The sequence below is a fragment of the Heliomicrobium sulfidophilum genome, assembly GCF_057715735.1.
This window is the reverse complement of sequence record NZ_JBVTZZ010000005.1, coordinates 998,919-1,022,075: the sequence shown is the minus strand read 5'-3', so window position 1 is coordinate 1,022,075 and position 23,157 is coordinate 998,919. Positions and strand designations below refer to the sequence as shown.

Below are 23,157 nucleotides of genomic sequence, written 5' to 3'. Positions count from 1 at the left end.
CATTAGCCGCAGGACCACCATCGACAAGCTATTCAGCGTATCGGCCATCATGTTTCCCCCTCGCCGCGCATATACATAGATGCGCAAAAGCGGTGACGAAGGGGGAGGCTCCGGTGACGAGACGGTGGCGGTGGAAGTTTTGGTCGGCCATGACCTTGACGGTCGCTCTGCTGATCGTCCTGGCGATCCCCTGGCTGTCCGTCTATGGCCCTTACCTGCGCTTGCGCCTTTCGCCGGCTGCCGGGCCGGAAGTGACGGTGCGGACAGAGCAGGAGCAATTGCTCCGTATGCCCATGGAGGAATACCTGGTCGGCGTGTTAGCTGGGGAGATGATGCCCCAAGATCCACCGGAGGCCTTGAAGGCCATGGCCGTCGCCGCTCGGAGCTTCGCCTGGCTGCGCGTCGAACGGGGCGAGACGCTCTGCGCCACCGTGCACTGCCAGGTCTGGCTGTCGCCGGAGGAACGGGTGCAGCGCTGGGGGGCGCTCCAGACGCCGCGCTTTACAGAGCGATTGCTGAGCGCCGTCGAGGCGACGCGCGGGCAGATGCTCCTCTACGGGAACAAGGTGATCGACGCCACCTATCACGCCTCCTGTGGAGGGAGGACCGAGTCAGCCGCCGCCGTCTGGGGCCGGGAGATCCCCTACCTGCAGAGTGTCTCCTGCCCGGAAAAGCCTGACCTCCGGGAAGCGCGGTTTACACTGGGGGAACTGGACGCCCGGTTGGGAACGACGTTGGCCACGATGGGCGCCAAACAGCGCCGCAACGCGGTCGAGGTCGTCGACAAGACCGAAACAGGGCGGGTGAAACGAGTCCGCGTGGCCGGTGAAGAGATCGAGGGGACCCGTTTTCGCAGCGCCCTGGGCCTGGCTTCGACAGACCTGCGCCTGAACTGGGACGGCAGCGGCCTGCGCGTTGAGACGCGGGGCCACGGACATGCCGTCGGACTTTGCCAGGCTGGCGCTGTCGCCATGGCGGAAAAAGGTGACGGTTATGAGGGGATCCTCAGCCATTACTATCCCGGGGCCAAGCTGGAGAAGCTGTATTAACAGCGCCATACAGGCCGGAGAGGCTTTATTAAGATGCGATACAAAGGAAAACTCAATGTTACAATAAAGTGAGCACTTGAATGACTGGCAGAGCCTGGTCGTTCTTTTTTTTGCCCTCCTTCATATAATCTACTGACTTTTCGGGAGAGGGAGGGCCGGGCATGCAGGAGTATATCCGCAAAAGAGTGATGGAGGTATCCCAGTACATCTTGGATACGTCCGCCACAGTGCGACAAACGGCCACCGTTTTTGGTGTCAGCAAGAGCACCATCCACAAAGACGTGACCGAGCGCCTTCCCTCAGTCAATGCCGAATTGGCCGAAGAGGTGAAAAACATCCTGGACCACAACAAGTCGGAACGCCATATCCGCGGCGGTGAGGCGACCCGGCGTAAATACCAGGAAGCGCTGTAGTACACAAATTTCGTGCCCTTTCCCCTTGGCTGCATGGATTCGACAGGGTATACTGTATTTGACATAGTATCGAATCAGGAAAAGCAGGCTAGGAGGACAGGGCATTGTTAGGTTTAAACGTCGATATCGGAATTGATCTGGGAACAGCCAGCGTGCTGGTTTTTGTTAAAGGCAAAGGCATCGTCTTGATGGAGCCCTCTGTCGTCGCGATCAACAAGGACACCGGCTCGATCATCGCCGTCGGCGAAGAGGCGCGGCGCATGCTCGGACGGACGCCGGGCAATATCGTGGCGATCCGGCCCTTGCGCGACGGTGTCATCGCCGACTATGACGTGACGGAACGGATGCTCCGCTACTTCATCACCAAAGCCTGCGGCAAGTCCTTCTTCTTCAAACCGCGGGTCATGGTCTGCATCCCCTCCGGCGTCACCGGCGTGGAAGAACGGGCGGTGCGCCAGGCGGCGCTCCAAGCTGGCGCGCGGCAGGCCTATCTCATCGAAGAACCCTTGGCGGCCGCCCTCGGGGCCGGACTGGAGATCTCCGAGGCTTCCGGCTCCATGGTCGTCGACATCGGCGGCGGCACGACAGACATCGCCGTCCTCTCCCTCGGCGGCATCGTCTGTTCCAAGTCGCTCCGCGTCGGCGGCGACAAGTTCGACGAGTCCATCGTCCGCTACATCCGCAAAGAACACTCCCTCATGATCGGCGAGCGGACGGCGGAGGAGTTGAAGATCCGCATCGGCACCGCCTACCCGACGGGGCGCAAAGGGGAGGAGTTCGCCGAGATCCGCGGCCGCGACCTGGTCACCGGGTTGCCGAAGACGATCCGCGTCTCGGCCATGGAGACCTTCCGGGCCATGCAGGAAAACATCGAAGCCGTCGTCAGCGGCGTCAAGGAAGTGCTGGAGCGGACGCCGCCCGAATTGGCCGCCGATATCATGAACAAAGGCATCGTCATGACCGGCGGCGGCTCGCTGCTCAGCGGCCTCGATACGCTGATCGCCAAAGAGACGAAGCTCCCCGTCCATGTGGCGGAAGAGGCCATCTCCTGTGTCGCCCTGGGGACAGGACTGGCCCTGGGGATGCTCAATTACCTGCAAAAAAATACGCTCCTGTCTAAGAAAGTGATGTAAAGGGGAAAAAACCGACACATACTGAGGGCAAAGGTCCTGTAGCTAGAGCCTTTGCGCCCCTCGATAAACCTCCTTTCATTATCGCAGGAAAGTGGGAACGACGACGTGCACAAGAAGGTTCGCAAAGCGATCATCCCTGCCGCCGGCTTGGGGACGCGCTTCCTGCCGGCCACGAAAGCCCAACCGAAAGAGATGCTGCCCATCATCGACAAGCCGACGATCCAGTTCATCATCGAAGAAGCCATCGCCGCCGGCATTGAGGATATCCTGATCGTCACCGGCCGGAACAAACGGGCCATCGAAGACCATTTCGACCGCTCGGTGGAACTGGAAGTCTTTTTGGAAGAGCGGGAAAAATGGGAACTGCTTGACACGGTGAGACAGATCGGCAGCCTGGCCGACATCCACTATGTCCGCCAGAAGGAACCGCTCGGGCTCGGCCATGCCATCTACTGCGCCCGTTCCTTCATCGGCAATGAGCCTTTTGCCGTCCTCTTGGGCGATGACGTGATCCATGCCAATCAGCCTTGCATCGGGCAACTGATCGAGGCCTATCACCAGGTTCGGGGCACCGTTGTGGGCGTGCAGCCCATCCCCCGGGAGCACAGTCGCCGTTACGGCATCGTTTCCCTTGCCGCTGAGTCGGGCATGAACCTATGGAAACTGAACGCCATCGTGGAAAAGCCGGAACCGGAGAAGGCGCCTTCTGACCTGGCCGTCATGGGACGGTATGTGATCGAACCGGAAGTCTTCTCCATCCTGGAAAACCAGGCGCCAGGCAAGGGCGGAGAGATCCAGTTGACCGACGCCCTGCACGCCCTCCACGCCGAATGCGGCAAAGGGCTCTACGCCTATGTCTTTGAAGGAACCCGCTATGACGTGGGCGACCGGATCGGCTACTTAAAGGCGACCGTCGATTACGCCTTGCGGCGGGACGACCTTTCGGAGGAGTTCACCGCCTATCTGCAGGAAGTCTTGCAGCGCCGGGGATAGCAACCCCCGGCGTTTTCTGCTGACAGGATCGTCGCTTTCTGATGCCAGGAACGTTGTTATTTTGGTGCTTAGCATATTGCTTATTGGTTCCGGGAACGCAGCTTTTTGCTACCAGAGGCGTTGTGATCCGGCTTTCCCAATAACAGAAAAAAGGCGCTAAAGTTGTGAGTCCCTGGGTTCGATAAAGAAAGGGATGACCTTTGTTTTCGTCCCGATATTCATATACATTACACAATCGCGAGGTGAAAGTCCCCATGATTCGTGGCCTCTACACAGCAGCCTCCGGAATGCTGGTGCAACAGACAAACCAAGATGTGACAGCGAACAACCTGTCCAACGTCAATACGGTGTCCTTCAAAAAAGACCGCGCTGTCTTGCGGGCCTTTCCCGAGATGCTCATCCGCCGCATGCACGATTTCAGCCCTGCCGAACCGGGACAGGGAGAAAAAAATCCAGTCATCGGCAGGGTGGGCACCGGTGCGGTCATCGATACCATCTGGACCGATCACACGAACGCCGGCGTGCGGGTAACCCAGAACCCGACCGATCTGGCCATCATGGGCCAGGGCTTTTTCGTCGTCAACACGCCCGAAGGGGAGCGCTACACCCGCAACGGCCAGTTCACCTTGCGGCCTGACGGCACGCTGGTCACGGCAGAAGGGTTTGCCGTGCAAGGACAAGGCGGAGATATCGTCATCCCTGGCGGTGGCGCTATCCGAGTGGATAGCGACGGACGCCTCTTCAGCGGTGACATGGAAGTGGCCCAACTGCGCATCGTCGGCTACAACGAGACGGCAGACCAGGAACCGCCGGTCATCAAGATGGGGGACAGCCTCTATCGCCTGAACGAAGAGGGCGCCGGTGGCGGGGTGCGAGACCTTGCGCAAGGGGAGTACCGGATCCAATCAGGTGCAGTGGAACTGGCGAATGTGAACGTGGTTCAAGAAATGGTGCAGATGATCAGCGCCTCCCGGGCCTATGAGGCCAACCAGAAAGCGATTCAAGGACAGGATGGAACCTTGGAAAAAGCTTGCGGAGAACTGGGGAGAGTGTAACCGCAGCACGGACAACGAACAGCACCGTATGAAGGATAGCAAGAAGAGGTGAACCGCCATGATGCGCGGCCTATACTCGGCAGCGACGGGCATGATCGCCCAACAACTGAATATGGACACCATCGCCAACAACATGGCCAACGTCAACACCTATGGATACAAAAAGAACCGGGCTGAGTTTCAGGACCTGCTGTACAGCACGATTCGCACCGCCACCGCCCAGGTTCCCACAGGGATCCAAGTCGGCTCTGGCGTCCGGCCCAGTTCCATCACGTCCATCATGACAGTCGGCAACCTCTTGCAGACGGACAACCCTTACGATATGGCCATCGCGGGCGAGGGCTACTTCCGCCTGACCAACCCGAACAACGACGCCGTCCCCTACTATACCCGTGACGGCAGCTTCAAAATCGACAGCGAAGGTTATCTGGTCAACGCCGACGGCCTCCGCCTGGACGAGATCGATCCCCTGCCGGAAGGCGCCACGGACTTTGACGTCAACGCTGAGGGGATGATTTCCTATCGGGACATCAATGGCGAGCGGGTCGACACAGGCCAGCGGATCCAACTGTACACCTTCCCCAACCCGGCAGGCCTGAAGCGGGAGGGGCGTAACCTGCTCACCCAGTCGGATGCCTCCGGTGAGGCTGTCGGCGGCGACGCCGGCGTCGACGGGCGGGGGACCATCGCCCAGCGCTACCTGGAATCGTCGAACGTGCAGGTCGTCGATGAGATGGTCGCCATGATCACGGCCCAGCGGGCCTATGAGGTGAACACCAAGGCGATTCAGACGGCCGATGAGATGTTGGGGCAGGCGAATAATCTGAAGCGATAACTTCGATAAGGACAAACACATTTGATCCCCACACCGGTTTTGCAACGGAATTACAGCCAGACACCCTCTAGATATCACCTAGAGGGTGTTTGGCTATAGTTTGGCTATAAAGGGGGAAGCAGGGTTGAGCGCGTTAAGAACACAACAAAAGCGAATCGCTTCACTATTGACGATCTTCCTGTTTTTCATACAACTATTCAGCGTGCCCGGACAATGGCTGCAAAAAGCAGAGGCAGCCTCTTTCGCGATACAAAGCATCGACTATAGCTACGGCGACGGATTGACCCGGCAATTGATCATCCGAACGAATCAGTCCTTGGAAGGCGCCACCATCGACATTGGTGGCGGACAGTTTACATTCCCCAAGATCACCAGTGCGAGCAGCACAGTCACCTTAGATCTGCCAACCGGATTACTCTCGGGACAGAAATACGACTTGACGGTCAGCAAAGGCACAACAGACTTCGTGACGGTGAAGAATGCGATCGATATGGATCCGCCGTTTAGCATCACAAACCTGATTGGCTCCTATAACATCGATGTCAGCAACCCCGGCCAGCGAGAGATTGTGGGGAACAACTTCAAAAGTGATGCAGGAACAACATATATCATCAACGCCGGAGACTCGCCGCCAAAGAATGCGACAGTGGTCGATAATACGAAGATCAAATTTGAATCACCGGTTACCACGACCTTTGGCACCTTCAATGCCTACCTACGTGAAGAAAATAAGATCAGCAAGGGAAGCGCCGAACTGACGGGCCAAACGGATGCAGTGGAAATCAACCGGTCCTACCAGAAAGTATTTGGCCCCTTTAACTTTTGGCCGGGCGGGACGCCCAATCTGCCAACCATCCACTCTGTAGAGAACCTTTTTCCCTATGCGCCAACAGATGGTTCAGCACCGCAGAAACAGTGGGGTTCAGCCGATCCGGATGACTTGTATGACCAGAAGGGGCAAAAAGGCTACCTCATCAAGATTAGCGGCCTCAACTTCAAGACGTCGAGCGGGACACAGAACATGGAAGCTTACATCAATGGAATCAAGTACCCTATTGAAAGCGCAGATACGACCAATTCTCCGCAATCGATTCAGGTTCGCCTCACCGGCTTGAATCTGGTCGGCCAAGACGGATTTACGCCTGTGTCCGTTGGCCTGCGCAATACAGATGGATTCCTCACGGTCGAGCAACAAGCCTTTTGGCTGGTTAAGAATCCGTACCGCCTACGGATCGAAGGCACTGACCGGCAAGCCTTTATGGACGGCAAAGATAGTAATGGGAATGTCAAGGAAATCACCATCTACGATGACGGACAGAAATTTGACCAAGACAAATTCGACGGCTCCACGCGCAACGTCCCAGACTTGCCCAGCTACCCGCAAGTTCGCTTTGGGCCTTCGAGCACATCAAACAGTTCCGACGACGTCACAATTGATGGCAACGGCAAGCTGAAGGTCAAAGTCCCCCCTGGTCCGGTGGGGTCATGGGAAATAAAAGTGATCACTCGATATGGCACCAGTACATATAAATCCTTCACCTATCTGCCGTACCAGAGCCAGCCTACCCTTCTCGGTTTTGTCACCGATCCGAACAGCACAGACCCCCCAGCTACGACAGCCAAGACGAAGCGGGACAGTCCCTATAAAACCTACATAAAGGGAACCGAGTTTTACAGCAATGCGAACGGAGCGCCGCCTCAGGTTTTTGTCGGTGATCGGGCATTGCCGGCAAACAGCGTAAAGTATATCAACCCTCAGACATTGGAGGTCACCTTTCCCACATGGTCGGAGCCTGGAACCTATCGAATCAAGGTGCTTAACCCCGATGGCGGTGAGACAACAGAAACGAATGTCCAATTCACCTACCTGAGCCTTCCGAAAATCACCAAGCCGGAACCGTCAAAAGTTGGGACAAAAGGCGGCAACATCGTACGACTCTACGGTCAAGACTTCATGAAAGGGCTCCATATCCTGATCAACGATAAGGCCGGCGTCAACAACTACGCTGTCCCCGATACCGTTGTGGACAACGTCTACAGCATCCAGTGGAACTCCTCGACAGAACTATTTTTCCGTCTGCCTGACAGCCTTCCGATGGGAACGCTGACCCCGACAGAAGATGGCTTTATCACGATCACCAACCCGGATGGCGAGAGCTACACCTACAAAGACGGATTCTTCATCCGCGATCCCCAACGCTCCCCCCAGATCGATTCCGTCGTTCCATCGAAATCACCCAGAGGCGGCAACATTGAAGTGATCATCACCGGCAACGATTTTGACGAGGACGCCGTCGTCTATTTTGCCAATACCCCTGTATCCGGACCGGGGAAGGTCACACGAGTCAGCGACAAAGAACTGCATGTCATTGTTCCGCCTGTCAAAGAGATTTACCCCTTTCTCGACGATAACACCAACATCGGCATCCCCATCCCTATCCGTGTCATGAACATATGGGACGCCAGTGCTTCCCCGCCCTACATGGGCTTCCAGTACAAAAACACATCGAGCACCCCCAAAGCAGACTCGCTCCAACCTGCTGTCGGCAGCGTCACCGGAGGGACCTATGTCGTCATCTTAGGGAGCGGTTTCATCCCGGGCACCGGCAACGATGGACGCGTTGGCAGCGACGGGAACACAGTCGATAACACGATCGTCTATTTCGGATCGCAAGAAGTGAAAGCGCACCGGGTGACCGCCAACCTCATTGAAGTATTCGCCCCGCCGTCACCGAATGGACAGCCGGGCACCGTCGATGTCCGCGTCATGAACCCCGACGGCGCGACGGCACTGCTGAAAAGCGCCTATACCTATAAGATGGTCGACAGCTACCCCCGGATCGACAGCGTCACCCCCCGTTACGGACCGACGACGGGCGGCACGGAGATCACCGTCAAAGTGAGCGATTACCGCGATGGGGGCAAGATCTTCATCGGTGGAAAAGAGGCGCCCCTGATTCAGGTGTTGCCGACTTCCGACGATCCCGACCCCAGCAACGGCGCCGCCTACAAGAACGTCTATGTGCGCACGCCGGCCCATACGGCGGGATGGAAACGGGTTGTCGTCTCCAACCCCGATGGCGGTTCCGGATTCACCGAAGCGGATGGGTACCTCTATGTCGCGCCGGGAAGCACACCGTCGATTACATCAGTGAGCCCGAACAATGGCACTACGACGGGCGGCATCACCGTTGTGATCAAAGGCAGCGATTTTCGTGACACAATTCGCAACAACACCGCTGCGCCGATCACCTTCCAGACCATCGAAGGCGCCAAAACACTGTCTCCAGGCTCGACAATCACCGTCTTGCCGCAAGTGACCTTCGGCGGCGTCCCGGCCACGTCAGTCAAAAAGCTGAATGATCAAACCATTGAAGCCGTCGTCCCTGTCAACAGCAGCGGCGCCAAAGATGTGACCGTCACCAACTGGGACTTTGGCACGGACACATTGAAAAACGGCTTTATCTACACAGGGACGAACCCCGCCATCACCTCCATTTCCCCGTGCGGTGCAGATGTGGATGATCCAACCCGCCCTGTCATCTATATTGACGCCAAGGACCTCGTGTATGACGGAACAGGCTTCATCGTCCGCTTCGGCGAAAGCAACCGGACTCCCGGAGCCGGCCCCCATGACGTGACCAAGACGCGCATCGGCGAAGACGCCGGCGGCAACGCGGTCAGCGGGACAGGGATTGAAGTGGTCACGTACGACGCAACGACCCGACGCGGTGTCTACCGTGTTACAGTTCCCCTGTTGAGTAAACTCTTCAACTATTACAATGAGAATGACCCGAACCACTGGATTCCCATTCACATCTATAACCCGGATGGGCAGCGGGCAACCTGGAGCGGGAAATTCCGCCTGTTCAATGATGAACAGGGACCGGTCATCAACTCAATTGAACCGACAAGCGGTTCGGCCATCGGCGGCATGCCTGTGCGCATCAAGATGACGAACCTGCTCATCGATTGGAACAAGAAAGAGCAGTGGCCCTACTTCGTCTTTGGCGGCATCCGGGTCATGCCCAACAATGCCAACACAGCGATCAACTACCCGGCTGACCCGACCAAGGATCTGAGCAATGAACCGGTGCGCCTCATCACCCCGGGAGAAAACGCTACCGATGAATGGGAGTGGGAGGTTGTCCTGCCTGCCTATCCATGGCCAACCGACCCGGAATGGTGGGATAAGGAAGAACTGCCTGTTCAAGTCATGGCCGTCAACCGCCTCGACTGCACGAGCGGCGTCGCCACAGATCCCTTTATCTACACCAAGCCAAAAGGCGGACTGGATCTCGTCAGCATCACGCCCGACCGCGCCCCCACCGACGGCAACCTGCCGGCGGTGATCACTGCAGCGATTAACGCCAACTCAAAAGGATTTACCGATGAAGGCGGGTTGCCGCGGGTACTCTTTGGCAATGTGGAAGCCACAGTCACCAACGTCACCCCGAAAGAGCTATCCATCCTGATCCCGCCCCATGATGTGGGCAAGGTGGACATCACCGTCATCAATCCGGACGGCTCGGAAGGGCATCTCTACCAGAAGTTCACCTACACCAAGATGCCGTTGATCGAATCAATCAAGCCGAATGCCGGTCCTGTCTCAGGCAGCACCGAAGTGGTCATCAATGGGAGAGGCTTTGTCACTGGCGCAAAAGTGACCTTCGGTTCGACCGCAGCAACGGTCCTCTCCACAGAAGACAGCGTTATTCGTGTCAAGACGCCGCAAGGCCCGGCTATCTCGGGAGACAACACCAAAGCCGTTGTTGAAGTAACCGTCACCAACCCAGACGGCAGTTCCCACACCTTGACGGACGGATTCACCTACTATAAAGATGAGGGGCTTCCTGAAGAAGCGCCGGTCATCATCGCCAAAGCCGTCAGCAAAGACACCATCCGCGTCTCCTGGCCGACCGTCAACATGGCCAAGGCCTATGAAGTGGAAGTGTCGGAAGGGGAGCGGGGGAACTACCGCCTCTACGAAAATATCTCTAGCGATCACAAGCAAGGCGATCAACTGTACTCGCTCGTGAAGGGGCTGCTCCCGGAAACCAAGTACTGGTTCCGCGTGCGCGCCATCTCTTCGGTCGGCGTTGGACCCTATTCGGAAGAGGTGTCCGCCACCACGACCGACGAAGGCGGCTTTGACGGTTTCGGGCAACCGGATAGCGAGATCGTCACCACGCCGCAAGGCGCCAAACTAATCCTGCGCAAGAAGGTTGAAAAATACTACGACCTGCGGACCGGCGCCATGGGGGCAGCCAAGACAAAAGCCGTCTCCTTTACGCCCGACGCACAGGGGTATGCCAACCCAGTGCTCCTCGACAGCGGCGAGTGGAAGGTGCTGATACCGCCCCTGGCCATCCGCTACAACGCCGGCAACTTAACCGATAGCCAAGGTACCCTCCAAGTCGGGCCGGCCCCTGCCGAGCAGGCAGAACGCGCCTTATTGAGCAACCACTTCCGCAGGCCCATCTCCAAAGTCTTCGAAGTCCAACTGATCTATGAAAAAGACAAAGAAGCCTTTGCGCCAGCCGTCTTTACACAAGCGCTCACATTGACACTGAACTACCAGACGCCGCCGCCAGGCAAGAGAGCGAACCTGTACTACTACGATGGAATGAGCCGCACATGGATCCGCGTAGAAGCCTTTGCCGATCCCGTCGCGCTGTCGGCTGCCGTAAACCGAGCTGGATATTACGCCGTCTTTGCCGATTAACGGGTGCGATAAAGAACAAACAAGGCGCGATGAATAAGAGGTGTCATATTCGATGACGAGAGAATCCCATAAAATTCATGCCCTGTATCTGAGCGCCGCCTTGATACTGACGCCGTTGACGGCAACGCTGCTGTTGGCAGCGCCGTCAGCGGCGGCGGCGCAGGCTGTGCTGCCTAATCAAATCGCCGGAGTTTCCTACGCCCCAAACCTGATCCAGGGGGCAACGTTCACCGATACGGCAGGACATTGGGCGGAGGAGTCCCTCTTCATGGCCGGGCTGCATGGACTCATTGTGGCTGACAGCCAGGGCAAAGCCAATCCCGACGCCCCGCTCTCCAAACGGGACGCCTTGCTGGGCATCGCCCAACTAGCAGGGTGGATGCCCGAATTGCAGACACCGGGAAAGCGAACCTTCTCGGGTGACACATGGTCTGTCTGGGGACGGCGGATCATCGACATCGCCCAAGCGAAAGGGCTCTTGGGCAACCCGGCAAGGCCGCTGACGGGGACCTGGGATGACCCGGTGACCCGGGAAGAACTGGCTTTGTGGACCGTTAAAGGCTTGCAACTTCCGCCCGTCAAAGAGGGACCCGTCAATACCTACACCTACACAGACTGGAACCTTTTGAACGCCGACTCCGTCCCGTACATAGAGACTTCCTTGCGGGAAGGTCTAATCAATGGACGCATGCAAAAGGGCCAGATGGTATTCCTGCCGAAGCAATCCGTCACCAGGGCGGAAGGCGCTTTTGTCCTGGTCAACGGTTTGAAAAAAGCCTTGCCGGCACAGAATCGCCTTATCATCCCCGTCAGTGTCAATGATATCGACGACACCGACCCGGCGCCGGGCGGCGTTAGCACCCGCCGGATCCATCTCGTCGGCCCGGGAGGGGAGAAGACCGCCCTGGCGATCAACGGTTCCACGGCAGCCAGCCCTTGGGGCGAAGGCATCGCTGTCTGGAAAGAGGGCGCGAAAGACGGATACGCCCTGGCGCCTGGCGACCAAGGCGAATTGTATACGTTGCCAGCCATCAACGGACAGATCAGCGGCGCCTACCTGTTAAAAGTCCTGCCTGGCAGCCGAACCTTTGAAGGCAACCTCATGAACTATGACCCCCAGACTGGCCAGATCGTCATCCTCGATCCCTGGGGCAGGCTCCAGCGAGGGCAACTCAGTCCGGGAGCGCACATCTGGATCAGCGGTGAGGAACGGAAGATAGCGGATATCCCCGGCGGCACCTACTTGCGTGTCGAGGCTGCCGGCGATCGGATCACCGCGATCACGGCCGACCTGCCTGTGGCCGATCCTGGCGCAATTCCTAACGAAAGCAAGATTCGTCAGGGCCGGCTGTCCTCCGTCGAGGCCAATGGGGTGCGGATTATCGATGAGCAAGGACGAGACGCCTACTATCCCTATGCGCCCGGCGTGGTCGTTCGTCAAGGACAGGAATACGCCACCCTCGACGACCTCACCATCGGCGATCCGGTCACCTTGCGCTTATCCGACTATCGTGGCAGCGAGATCGCTGTCATCGAGATCCCGGTGCGCAATCGAAAAGTCGAGGCCGTATACCAAGGAACGATCACCCACATCAACCCCGTCACCCATCTGATCACTTTGCGCGACGTGAGCAAGTTTGTCGGCGGAACCTGGACGAGTGAAGCCGGCCAGATCCAAAGCCGCATCGGCCAAGCGGGCGCCGTCAGCATCAACGGACAGCCGGTTGCCAAAGAAGCCTTCCTGCGCTACGGCAAAGGACAGAAAGTCATCTTCAGCGCCAGCGACGGCTTTGATGGAAAGGCGATCACCCGTCTGGCCGTTTTGAACGGAACGATGGAGACCTTCAATGATCGCGTGAGCAAACTTGACGTACCGGGAGGCAATCTGCGCCTCAATATCGACGGCAACTACCTGTCCGTCGACAATTCGACCATCATCCTGCGCAATGGCCGTCTCGTCGATCCGAAGCAACTGCAAAATGGCGATCCCATCTTAGCTTTTGCCGATGCGACGCGCAGCGGCTATCGAGCCGCCTTGATCACCGTCGACAAGGATCAGATTCAAACAACCAAGGTCGAGGATGGGCTGGTGCAGGGGTCCATCCGCTCCATGGACAAAGACGGGAAAATTGTGTTGCACCTCTACAGCCGCTATCGGGACAACAGTTGGCCCCGCTTCTCCGGAACCGATGGGGTCAACTCGATCAAACCCACCTACAACACCGTCGTCTATGACTTCCGCGGCGCGACACCGTCGCGAATCCCAATCAGCGACTTCCTGGACCAAGGGCCATCGGGTCAGTTTGATGATACCTATTTGTACGCCTTCGTCCAAAACGGAAGTGTCCTGGCCATCGCGCTACAAGCCGATGGGCCGAGCACAGAACAGCCGCCGCAGGATCGGACGACCTTGGCGCGTATCAAGAGCATTAACAGCACCGACCAGAGCGTCGTCCTGGAGCAAGTCCGCGATTGGTCGGACGCCAGCGGTCGTTGGCTGCCCAACAACACGACCCCCACGGTCAGCCTAAAGGGCGCTGTCGTCATCGACAAGCGGGATCTGATCAACAGTAGCGATCTTCGCGTCAAAGACACCTGCCTCTTTATCCGTGATCCCCAAAGCGGGCGAGCTCGCTTCATATTCCGACAATAAGGAGGCGACTTCCGCCAATGGGCAAACTATCCCGCTGCATTGGAAGCGCAATGATCCTCCTGGGATTCACCGCCTCGATCCTCGTTAGCCCATCGACAGCGAGAGCGGAGTCGAGCAACCTGACGATCGAGGGTGGTGTCTCCAACGAGTATGACTACTCGGAATACGTCTTCGTCACCGGTGAACCCATCCTGATGAAGGGAACCTTCAAAGTCACCGTCAGCCCAGGAAGGGGTGACACGACGACGACGAAAATCACCTACACCCTGGCTGACGATACCGGAAAAAACAAGCTGACCCGTTCCACCACCTTTGTCGAGATGAGCGCCAATCGGGAAGACCAAAGCCAGGTGGTGCGCACATCCCAGGTGGATAAGTTCAGCGAAAACATCCAGATCGAAGGCGTCAAGTACAAGCTGGAAGACTACCGGCTGAACAAATCGACGATCATGGACAAACACCCTGTTGTCGACTACTACAGCGGCAATTGGGAAGGCCGGAAGATCTACAGCGTAAACAAGACCGCCGGACGCATTACGGTGGACATCTCGGGGAACACCGTCGGCTATGACCATAACTGGGGCCGTTCTGAGACGCAGCGCATGACGCAAATCTTTCAATACTCCCCTGGGAGCAGCAGTACCTCTGCTGCTGCTTCCGGACCGGATTTGACCCAATCGTGGGATGGGCAAGTCGACTATACCATCAACTTGTCCACAGACCGGGAGCTCTCTTACCAATACAACGATCCTGTCAACATCAGCTTCAACGGCGGCTATCTCATCCACGAACAGGGGAGTTCGGCCATCATCGCCAAGTATGACCTTCCCTACCAGTGGAACAACAGCGACCGTGACCATGGGGAGAAGGAGTGGTTCTGGCAGACAACCCCCAAAGTGCACCGCATGTTTGTGCCCAACTACGAAGACATCCGCAACCACTGGGCAGAGGGGGACATTCAACGCCTGTCGGGTGTTAAGGCATGGGGCACGCAGCAGGGGTACTTTGGGCCGTCCCAGCCGATCACACGGCTCGACTTCGCAAGAGCTTTCGTCCAGACCCTGGGCGTACTCTCTCCCGATGGACCACAAGGCATGATCGCCTACACAGCCGGTTATCCAAACTTGCCACCGCCGGGTGAAAAAGCCACTGCGAAAAAACCAACGGCAAGTACGAACACCGGCGCCTATAACGGCGCCACAGGGACGCCGCGCAGCCGAACCAAGACAGCGCCGCAACCATCCCCCTTTGCCGACATTACGCCGGCCGTCTCCGGCTATGATGAGGTAAAGCTGGCTGAGGAAAAGGGCATCCTGACGGGTGTCAGTTCTACCCGTTTTGAGCCCCATGGCTTGTTAACGCGGGAACAGGCAGCCACAGCCATCGTCCGCGGCCTGGGCTTAGCAACGATGGCCCCCTCCGGCGTTTCGCCCCTGCCCTTTTATGATGATACAGAGATCAGCCCCTGGGCGAGAGATTCCATTTATGTGGCGCAAGAGTTAGGTATCGTCAGCGGCGACGCCTACGGCTATTTTCGCCCCGGCGAAACGATCACCCGCGCCGAAGCGGCGGCGATGCTGGTCCGCGCCGTTGACTTTCTCCAGCACGCGATGAAGCAGGACTATCGTGACCGCCTGTTAAACATGAACTGAGAAAGCAGGTGAATTCGTGGTCTACCGTAAATCTATTTCCATCCTGTTCATCACGCTGTTCTGCTTTGTCCTATCGGCGCTGTTGCCACCGTCTCTGCCGCAGAAGCAAGACAGCGCTCTGGCGCGGATCGATATGCTGACCGTCGCCGAAGCCGCCTACGACGCGCCGCCGCAACCGACGTTGTCGATCGTGGGCACCAATCGTGTCCAGGTGGCATGGACCTACACGGCTACCGCCCCGTCAAACAGCAAGTTTAAGATCATCGACCTGCAATATGATTCCAATGGCACTGAACTGGATACAATGACCTACTACTCGACGCAGAAACAGTATTCGAAGAGTGTCAGACTCGATGACGGTCTGCACAAGCTTGCCGTTGTACTCATTACGCCGGCGGGCGAGCGCTCCGTTTCGACATATCAAACCATTGATGTACAAGAACTGGCCGCGCCGAGCAATCTGACCGGCGCGAAACAGGGAAGCCGGGAGATCCTCTGGTCCTGGACGGACAACTCTTACGGCGAGACCGGCTTCAAAATCTACGACGAGAACGATGATCTCGTTGGAAGAGTGGATGCGAACAAGACATCTTTCAGGGAATCAGGCTTGACGCCGGACACACGGTATACGCGGTATGTGAAAGCTTATAAAGCATCCTCTGGCACAGATTCAGCCCGGGAAAGCAACGCATCGAACGAGGCGAGCGAACGGACTGATGAATGGGACAGCAGCACCGGCAGTTCGGGCCGGTCAAAAGACCGCAGCCATATCGCTGATGCCTTGGAAGGCGCACTGGACTTTACCGTTTCTCCATCTGACATCGTTCTGATTAACCCCGGGGACATCGAGGATAGCGATGAATCGGTGAAGACGGAAAAAAACCGCTTCGTGGCCTTTGCGGGAGGCGCCTTCAAAGGGTATTCAGACGGCAGCGTACGCATCAGCACCCCTGACGTGGAGTTAAAGATCCCATCAAAATACCTTGACCGCGCGGAGGACTCTGGCGGTTCGGCCGTAGGTCTGCAAGAATACGTCGACAACGCCGCATCGGCGCCGCTGGGAAGGGTGCGTGTCGGCTCAGCCTACGAATTCTCCCTGATCAAATACTCCAACTACAGCGACAACGGCTATTCCGACGATGATTTCAATGACGATCCCGTTTACCTCTCCTTCTTCTATGATTACTGGCGGGTCAGCAATCCGGCTTCCCTGAAAATCTATCGGCTGAACGGCAGTACATGGACCGAAGTGGCCAGTTCGGTCAATACGGCGGACCGTTCGGTGAACGGGCGGATCGAAGAGTTTGGCCGGTACGCCTTGTTTGAGACACCGACGGCCACAAGCGGGATCTACCCTGGCACAAGCCAGACCTACGGACCGGGCAGTTACGGATATCCGGGTTTCAACCCGAACCAGCAGACACCGGCCGGTTACCCGCCGGGTTTTGGACCGGGATACGGCCCAGGCTACAGCATGAACACGCCTGGTTATGATCCGAGCCAGTATGGCGCTGCAAACAACTATGGCGCCTATCCCGGCGGTTACGGAACCTATTATGGAGCGCAGGGCTATGGAAGCACAGGAGCAAACCCCTACGGCAGCGCGGCGCAAGCCCCCTTTATCGACCTGGTGGGCCATTGGGCGCGCCCTCAGGTGGAAGCGCTGGCCGGGCGCGGCCTGATCAACGGCACGGCAGCAAGAGTCTTTGATCCGGATAAGCCGATGACCCGGGCTGAGTTTCTCACCCTGCTGATGCGTGTCATTGGAAAGAGCACTCCCATGGCAGGGCCTGTGCCCTTTGATGATGTTCGAGCTGACGCCTGGTTCGCCGGCGCACTGCGTCAGGCGACCCAACAAGGGATCATCACGGAAGGCGGCATCTTCTCACCGAACAACCCGATCACCCGTCAAGACATGGCGGCCTGGCTCGGGAGAGCGCTCAACGGCAAGATGATCTTGAGCAATGGGGGCACGCCGGAGAACCTCTCCGACTGGTATGAAACATCGGAGAACCTGCGCGACAGCATTGCCCGGACGGTGCGCGCCGGCTTGATCAGCGGACGTCCTGACGGAACCTTCGACCCCTGGGGGGCGACCACGCGCGCAGAAGCAGCGACCGTGATCACTACCTTTCTGAACCAGGTCCGCTGAGGATGGGAGCGGAAGGGATCAGGTTGTGCAGGTTGGCAACTGGAGACCAGTCGTGTTAAAATACGGCTAGATCGGGACTCTAGTGCCGGGAGAAGGGAAATACGTGGCGAACATTGTACTTTCCGGTTATTTTGGATATGACAATGCAGGCGATGAGGCGCTGCTCAAAGCCATGATTGAGACACTGAAACGGTTGCGTCCTGACGTGCGCATTGTCGTCTTATCCGGAAAGCCGGCTTTCACCCGACGACTGCACCAAGTGGAAGCGATTCATCGCTATAACCCTTTTTCCGTTATTTTGGCTTTGTCGCGAGCAGACCTGGTGATCAGCGGAGGCGGCAGTCTCCTGCAAGATGTGACCGGAATCCTTACGATTCCCTACTATCTGCTTGTCATTATTCTGGCTCGCCTGCTTGGAAAAAAAGTCATGTTCTATGCCCAGGGAATTGGTCCAGTGCGCAGAACCTTCGGGAAAACCTTGATCCGCATGGTGGCGAACAAAGTCCATCTGATCACCCTGCGTGATTTTCCGTCGCACCAGCGGTTGCGTCAGTGGGGGGTGGAAGCGCCCCCCATCGTCGTAACCGCCGATCCTGTTTTTTCGTTATACAGACAGCAAGAGCATCCCATCTCCCGAACAACAGGACCGAAACTGGCTATTTTCTGCTTACGCCGTTGGCCGGACTTTACCGAACTGGAATCGTCCGTCTTGACGGTTGCGGAATACCTCCTGTTGCAGGGGTGGCGTGTCTCCTTTCTACCGATGCATCGCACAGAAGATACCCAGTACAGCATCGAATTGGCTTCTCACTTGAAGCACCCTGCCGTTCAAGTGCTCCAACACCACGCCGATTTTCACGGAGCGATAACCTCGATCGGGGAAGCAGACCTAGTGATCGCCGTTCGATTGCATGCCTTGATCTTTGCGACCATGCAAGGCGTTCCTGTTGTGGGCATCGCTTATGATCCGAAGGTAAGAGACATGATGAATGAAATGGGCCGACCTGCCTTTGGAGATGGAGCGCCTCTCCATCCAGAAGCACTTATGGTGGAAGTGCGGCGAATTTTAGATGACTACGATGCGGAGCGGGAAAAAGCCCGGCGCTGGGCAGAACAGATGCGCGAGCGTTCCGAAAAAACGGCCAGCATGGCCTTAGGACTGCTTGACGATAGAGACGTAATCCATCACGTGGAGGCCGCTGAGCCATGGGGCAAGTAAATGCGACAGAACGGTTCCAAATCATCGACACGGTGAATATTCTCGGAACACCCGTGCACAGGTTGAGCATGGCAGACGCTGTCATTGAAATCGAGAGGCGGATTGAAGCGGGCGGTCGCCATCAGATCGTTACGGCGAACCCCGAGATCCTCTACCACGCATACAAAGATTTGTCTATACAACAACTTCTTACAGAGGCGTCGCTGGTTACCGCCGACGGGATCGGTGTCGTCTGGGCAGCGTCGATATTGGGCAAACCGGTGCCAGAGAGAGTCACTGGCATCGACCTGATGGCGGCCCTCTTAAACAGAGCGGCCGAAAAGAAATGGACCTGCTTTTTTTACGGAGGTCGGCCCGGTCGCAATGAAGAATCGAAAGAGGAAGATCTCACCGTTGCAGAGGAAGCCGCTCGGCGTCTATGCGAGCGATGTCCCGGTTTGCCGATCGCCGGGACAGCCCATGGCTATCTATCAGCTTCAGAACAGGCGGCGCTACACCTGCAGATCGAAGCAGCGAAGCCCCGCCTGCTTTTTGTCGGTTTGGGCGCACCAAGACAAGAACAGTGGATCCGAGACTATCTTCGAAGGACCTCATTGGCGGATATCATCGCCATCGGCATCGGCGGCAGCCTCGATGTCTTCTCCGGTCGGGTTCAACGGGCGCCGCAGTGGTGCCAAAAATGGCACGTAGAATGGCTCTACCGGCTGGTCAAAGAACCGGCGCGATGGAAGCGGCAATTGAACCTGCCGCGTTTTGCTTGGGCAGTGCTGCGACAAGAGAAGGAATAAGCCCATTTGGGGAGATGAGACCGATGGAACGAGTTGGCTCCCTGCGAAGGTCAATTGCGATGGGCCTGGTCCTTGCGCTTCCTTGGGGCGGGCTGCCCTTTGGGAAAACAGCCGTTGCGGCGGAAACGCCCATAGGGACGCTGACGACAACACAGGCCAAGCCCGAGCTCTTAAACGACCGGACCCGAGATATCATCGGCGCATCGCTTGTCGCTGTGCCGGAGCTCATCCACAAAAAGGGTTTTCAAGGGCAAGGGGAAGTCATCGCCATCGCCGATAGCGGGCTGGACAGCGGCGATATGAATAACCTGCATCCAGACTTCAAGAACCCATCGGGAAGCCTGCCCAAGGTGTTGAACATCAAGTCCTGGGCGGGAGGACCGACAGCCGATACCAGCGGCCATGGCACCCACATGGCGGGAATCGCCGCCGGCACCGGGGCGGCTTCCCAAGGAAAATACCGAGGCATGGCCCCCCAGGCGAGCCTCTATATCCAGGGAATCATCGACAAAGCCGGCCAGGTGACGCCGCCGGAAGATATAAGCAAACTGTATGAGCCCGCTTATAAAGCGAACGCCCACATCCATGTGGACGGATGGGGAACGCCGGGAAATACATATAATAAAACAGCCTTAGAGACAGACCGGTTCGCCTTTCTGCATAGAGACTTTCTCGCCATATTCGGCGCGGGAAACAAGGGACCTGCTCCCAACAGCCTCACCTGTGAGGGTACCAGCAAAAATGCCCTGGTCGTCGGTGCGTCAGCCAGCGCCCGGCCAAACGGTTCCTCGGGCAGCGGCGATGTTCAAAGGATGGCCGAACTCACTAGTCGCGGCCCGACGCCCGATGGACGAATCAAGCCGGACCTGCTTGCGCCGGGCATGGCGATCATTTCGACTGTTCCTCGACTTGTGGGAGTTCCCGAAGACGAAGCTCACTTATACCGGCGGATGCAAGGGACAAGCATGGCTGCCGCGGCGACAGGCGGCGCCGCGGCGCTGTTGCGCCAGTACTACCGTGAGGTCGAGGATAGGGAACCCTCAGCGGCATTATTGAAAGCCGCCTTGATCAACGGCGCCCGGAGCCACGTGGAAAATAAGTCCAGTTCCGAGAACACCTTCGGACTTCTCGATGTAGGCCGTTCCATTCTATCCCTCTATGAACAGAGTTTTGCCTCCATCGATGATGAAGAGGGCGTAGCCGCTGAGGGAAAGAAAAGCTATGAAGTAAAAACCTGGACAGAGAAAGCGCCGTTGAAAGTCACCCTCGCTTGGACCGATCCGATCGACCGAGAGGGACGTCTCGTCAATGACCTGGATGTCACGGTCACCGCTCCTGATGGAACGACCTATACGGGCAATGCGCACATGGGTGTGGTCGGACGCGACCAGAAGAATAACGTCGAACAGATCATTATCGCAAAGCCACAGCCTGGAACATACCGCATCACCGTTTCCGGTGTGACGATCGCCCATGACCGGCAGCCCTTTGCGGTGGTGATGGGGCAGCCGTTGGCGGAAGCTGAATCGTCCAGCGGTGTATCCCTGCAGGATGTCGCCCGGAACCAGACGATGACGTTGCGCTGGGTCTTCAACGACCAGGTAAGAAAAGAGCCCGAAGCGACCTTCCCCAAGGGAACGCAATGCTATCTAAGCCCCCGGCGAATTTATGCCGTTGCGCGCGCAGTACGCTTGCGTGGTGTGGATGTGGCAGTCATCGGCGGGAAAAACTACATCCTTCCCATTGAACCGGAACTGGCGGATCAAGCGTATGTTCTGGATACGCAAGCGGCGCTTACGATCAATGGCCAGGCAACGCCGCTTTGGCCGTCGGAGGCGAAAGGGGCCGCAGCCCTCGTCTGGGTGCACCCAGGCAATCAAAAGGCCGTACAAGTCGATGCCGTTTATCGAAAAGTGGAGGGCAGGCTGGAGCAGTGGTCAGTCGATAAAAAAGAACTGAAGCTGTTTCAAGACAGTAAATTCTATCGCGCGCCACCGGACATATCGATTCAAACCGTCACAAAGCCGGAAGGGGAGGCGTTCGTACCGGGACCGATCATCGCCAATCGTCCAGCCGATTCGGTTTTGCCGGGGAGTCAGGTGCGACTTACCATCGATCCCCAGCGTCAGGAAGTCACCCAGATCGAAGTAGTGCGCTCTGTCGTGCAAGGCCTGCTGACAAAATCTCCGGACAAAGAAGAAGTAGAGCTGGAAGGGTATGGCTCGCTTCCTGTTTTGGGTGGCGCAACGATTTTGCGCAACGGTGAGAAGGTCGACCTAGGGGAACTGCGCAGCGGCGACTATGTCCAGGCTAATCTCATCGGCCTGGAAAAGAAAGCCTATGGTGTGGCGGCCACAAGCCAATCCCTCTGGGGGAAGATCGTCTTCGCCTCTGCCAAAGACAGGATGATCTACTTTACCGATCAGTTTCAACGGCTGCACCGCTGTGAGTTAAAAGCCGATGTCTTGCTGCAACGCTGGGATATGCCCGTCGATCTCACGACGATTCCCATTGGCGCTTGGGGATGGGTCACGCTGGGCAGTGACGACAAAATTCAAGCGCTTCGCATTGTCGAAAGCGAAGCGCCCCGTATGGCGTTGGTGCAGCAGTTTGATAAACGGAAAAAAGAGATCCTAACCACTAAAAATGAGCGGATCCCGCTATTCTCCCTGGCAGCCGTAACCAAGCAAGGCCTTCCTGTACCGCCAGAACTGATCACCGCCGGGGCTACGATTCAATGGTCGCCAATCGCCGAATTATCAACCGCAGGCGGAAAATACGCCGGGGCTGTGACCATAGCGGGAACAGGGAAGCCTGCCAACGAACCAACGCTCACCATGAACGTATCGCTCATACCCGTCGATCGGCAGTTGTTCGTTCTTGGCAAGACCAACGGAACCGATATTTGGATCTATCCCAGTGTAGGGAACGAGAAAATCCATGTGCCTGTGCTCGCGAATGGAGAGTACGCATGGTGGACAGAACCAACCCCAGGAGAAAGCGGCTACCAGATTGTAGCCACCTCTGCCGGTGGACAAGTGGTCGGACGGTACATGACCATACCCCGGTGGAACGGGGGAGAACTGAAAGACTTATCGGGGCACTGGGCGGAGAAAGCGTTGGTCCACCTCTGGAAACGGGGGATCATCCGCGGCTATCCGGACCGGACATTCCGCCCCGATGAGGCCATCGATCGGCAGGATTTGCGGTTGCTTTATGGACGCCTCTTCGGCGGAGACGACAGCCCTACAAGCAGCGGTTTCTGGGCTCAACGGGGTGTCGTCACAGAAAAGCAACTGTTGCAGTTTGTCCAGGAGAAGCGAGCTCGCATGGGAATCCCGATAGAAGGTCTGTCGGACTGGCCCCAAATCGCAAAAAGTGAATCGGTTAAACTGGAGAAACCGGCGACGCGAGCACGGGCCGCTGTCCTACTGGATGAGTTGATTCAATCGATTGAGAAGTACAAAAAAACAGAAAGTGGACAGTGAGA

At 57.3% G+C, this 23,157-nt stretch carries 13 protein-coding genes; all 13 read left to right on the top strand.

Translation table 11 applies throughout. The features are described from left to right. The first annotated feature begins 113 nt into the window (after positions 1–113). The 13 genes from spoIID to AC0CW1_RS10475 all read left to right on the top strand — a co-directional run bounded on the left by spoIID (position 114) and on the right by AC0CW1_RS10475 (position 23,155). Entirely contained in the window at positions 114–1,049 is a 936-nt protein-coding gene (spoIID, locus tag AC0CW1_RS10535; protein ID WP_488183010.1) for a stage II sporulation protein D, read from the top strand. Between the two features lie 161 nt (positions 1,050–1,210). Beyond that, the gene (gene spoIIID / locus AC0CW1_RS10530; RefSeq protein WP_488183009.1) at positions 1,211–1,462 is read left to right on the top strand and encodes a sporulation transcriptional regulator SpoIIID; all 252 of its coding nucleotides are present in this window, start codon (positions 1,211–1,213) and stop codon (positions 1,460–1,462) included. A 104-nt stretch (positions 1,463–1,566) separates the two neighbouring features. Then, on the top strand, positions 1,567–2,595 hold the full coding sequence (gene mreB / locus AC0CW1_RS10525) for a rod shape-determining protein MreB (RefSeq protein WP_488183008.1): 1,029 nt from the start codon (positions 1,567–1,569) through the stop codon (positions 2,593–2,595). A gap of 105 nt (positions 2,596–2,700) precedes the next feature. Then, complete coding sequence (gene galU / locus AC0CW1_RS10520; protein ID WP_488183007.1) at positions 2,701–3,588, top strand: UTP--glucose-1-phosphate uridylyltransferase GalU; 888 nt, start codon at positions 2,701–2,703, stop codon at positions 3,586–3,588. Positions 3,589–3,842: 254 nt separating this feature from the next. Further along, a complete protein-coding gene (locus tag AC0CW1_RS10515; protein ID WP_488183006.1) occupies positions 3,843–4,643 on the top strand; it encodes a flagellar hook-basal body protein in 801 nt (266 codons plus the stop codon). A gap of 58 nt (positions 4,644–4,701) precedes the next feature. Continuing rightward, positions 4,702–5,478, top strand: a complete 777-nt coding sequence (gene flgG / locus AC0CW1_RS10510) for a flagellar basal-body rod protein FlgG (protein ID WP_488183005.1) — start codon at positions 4,702–4,704, stop codon at positions 5,476–5,478. Positions 5,479–5,602: 124 nt separating this feature from the next. Continuing rightward, positions 5,603–11,203 carry an IPT/TIG domain-containing protein gene (locus tag AC0CW1_RS10505; protein WP_488183004.1) on the top strand — a complete coding sequence of 1,867 codons (5,601 nt, stop codon included), beginning with the start codon at positions 5,603–5,605 and terminating at the stop codon, positions 11,201–11,203. A 52-nt stretch (positions 11,204–11,255) separates the two neighbouring features. Continuing rightward, positions 11,256–13,856, top strand: coding sequence for a hypothetical protein (locus AC0CW1_RS10500; protein ID WP_488183003.1), 2,601 nt, complete (start codon positions 11,256–11,258; stop codon positions 13,854–13,856). 17 nt (positions 13,857–13,873) lie between these two features. Further along, positions 13,874–15,508: an S-layer homology domain-containing protein gene (locus AC0CW1_RS10495; protein WP_488183002.1), complete on the top strand. Its 1,635-nt coding sequence runs from the start codon at positions 13,874–13,876 to the stop codon at positions 15,506–15,508. Positions 15,509–15,524: 16 nt separating this feature from the next. Continuing rightward, on the top strand, positions 15,525–17,660 hold the full coding sequence (locus AC0CW1_RS10490) for an S-layer homology domain-containing protein (protein ID WP_488183001.1): 2,136 nt from the start codon (positions 15,525–15,527) through the stop codon (positions 17,658–17,660). Positions 17,661–17,763: 103 nt separating this feature from the next. Continuing rightward, on the top strand, positions 17,764–18,879 hold the full coding sequence (gene csaB / locus AC0CW1_RS10485; RefSeq protein ID WP_488183000.1) for a polysaccharide pyruvyl transferase CsaB: 1,116 nt from the start codon (positions 17,764–17,766) through the stop codon (positions 18,877–18,879). Further along, positions 18,867–19,667, top strand: coding sequence for a WecB/TagA/CpsF family glycosyltransferase (locus AC0CW1_RS10480; RefSeq protein WP_488182999.1), 801 nt, complete (start codon positions 18,867–18,869; stop codon positions 19,665–19,667). The genes csaB and AC0CW1_RS10480 overlap by 13 nt, the downstream gene beginning before the upstream one ends. 23 nt (positions 19,668–19,690) lie before the next feature. Further along, entirely contained in the window at positions 19,691–23,155 is a 3,465-nt protein-coding gene (locus AC0CW1_RS10475; protein ID WP_488182998.1) for a S8 family serine peptidase, read from the top strand. The last annotated feature ends 2 nt before the right edge of the window (positions 23,156–23,157 follow it).

Coding starts and splice junctions, on each gene's coding strand:
- spoIIID (WP_488183009.1), top strand. CDS start 1,211: ATGCAGGAGTATATCCGCAAAAGAGTGATGGAGGTATCCCAGTACATC.
- AC0CW1_RS10515 (WP_488183006.1), top strand. CDS start 3,843: ATGATTCGTGGCCTCTACACAGCAGCCTCCGGAATGCTGGTGCAACAG.
- flgG (WP_488183005.1), top strand. CDS start 4,702: ATGATGCGCGGCCTATACTCGGCAGCGACGGGCATGATCGCCCAACAA.
- AC0CW1_RS10500 (WP_488183003.1), top strand. CDS start 11,256: ATGACGAGAGAATCCCATAAAATTCATGCCCTGTATCTGAGCGCCGCC.
- AC0CW1_RS10495 (WP_488183002.1), top strand. CDS start 13,874: ATGGGCAAACTATCCCGCTGCATTGGAAGCGCAATGATCCTCCTGGGA.
- AC0CW1_RS10480 (WP_488182999.1), top strand. CDS start 18,867: ATGGGGCAAGTAAATGCGACAGAACGGTTCCAAATCATCGACACGGTG.
- AC0CW1_RS10475 (WP_488182998.1), top strand. CDS start 19,691: ATGGAACGAGTTGGCTCCCTGCGAAGGTCAATTGCGATGGGCCTGGTC.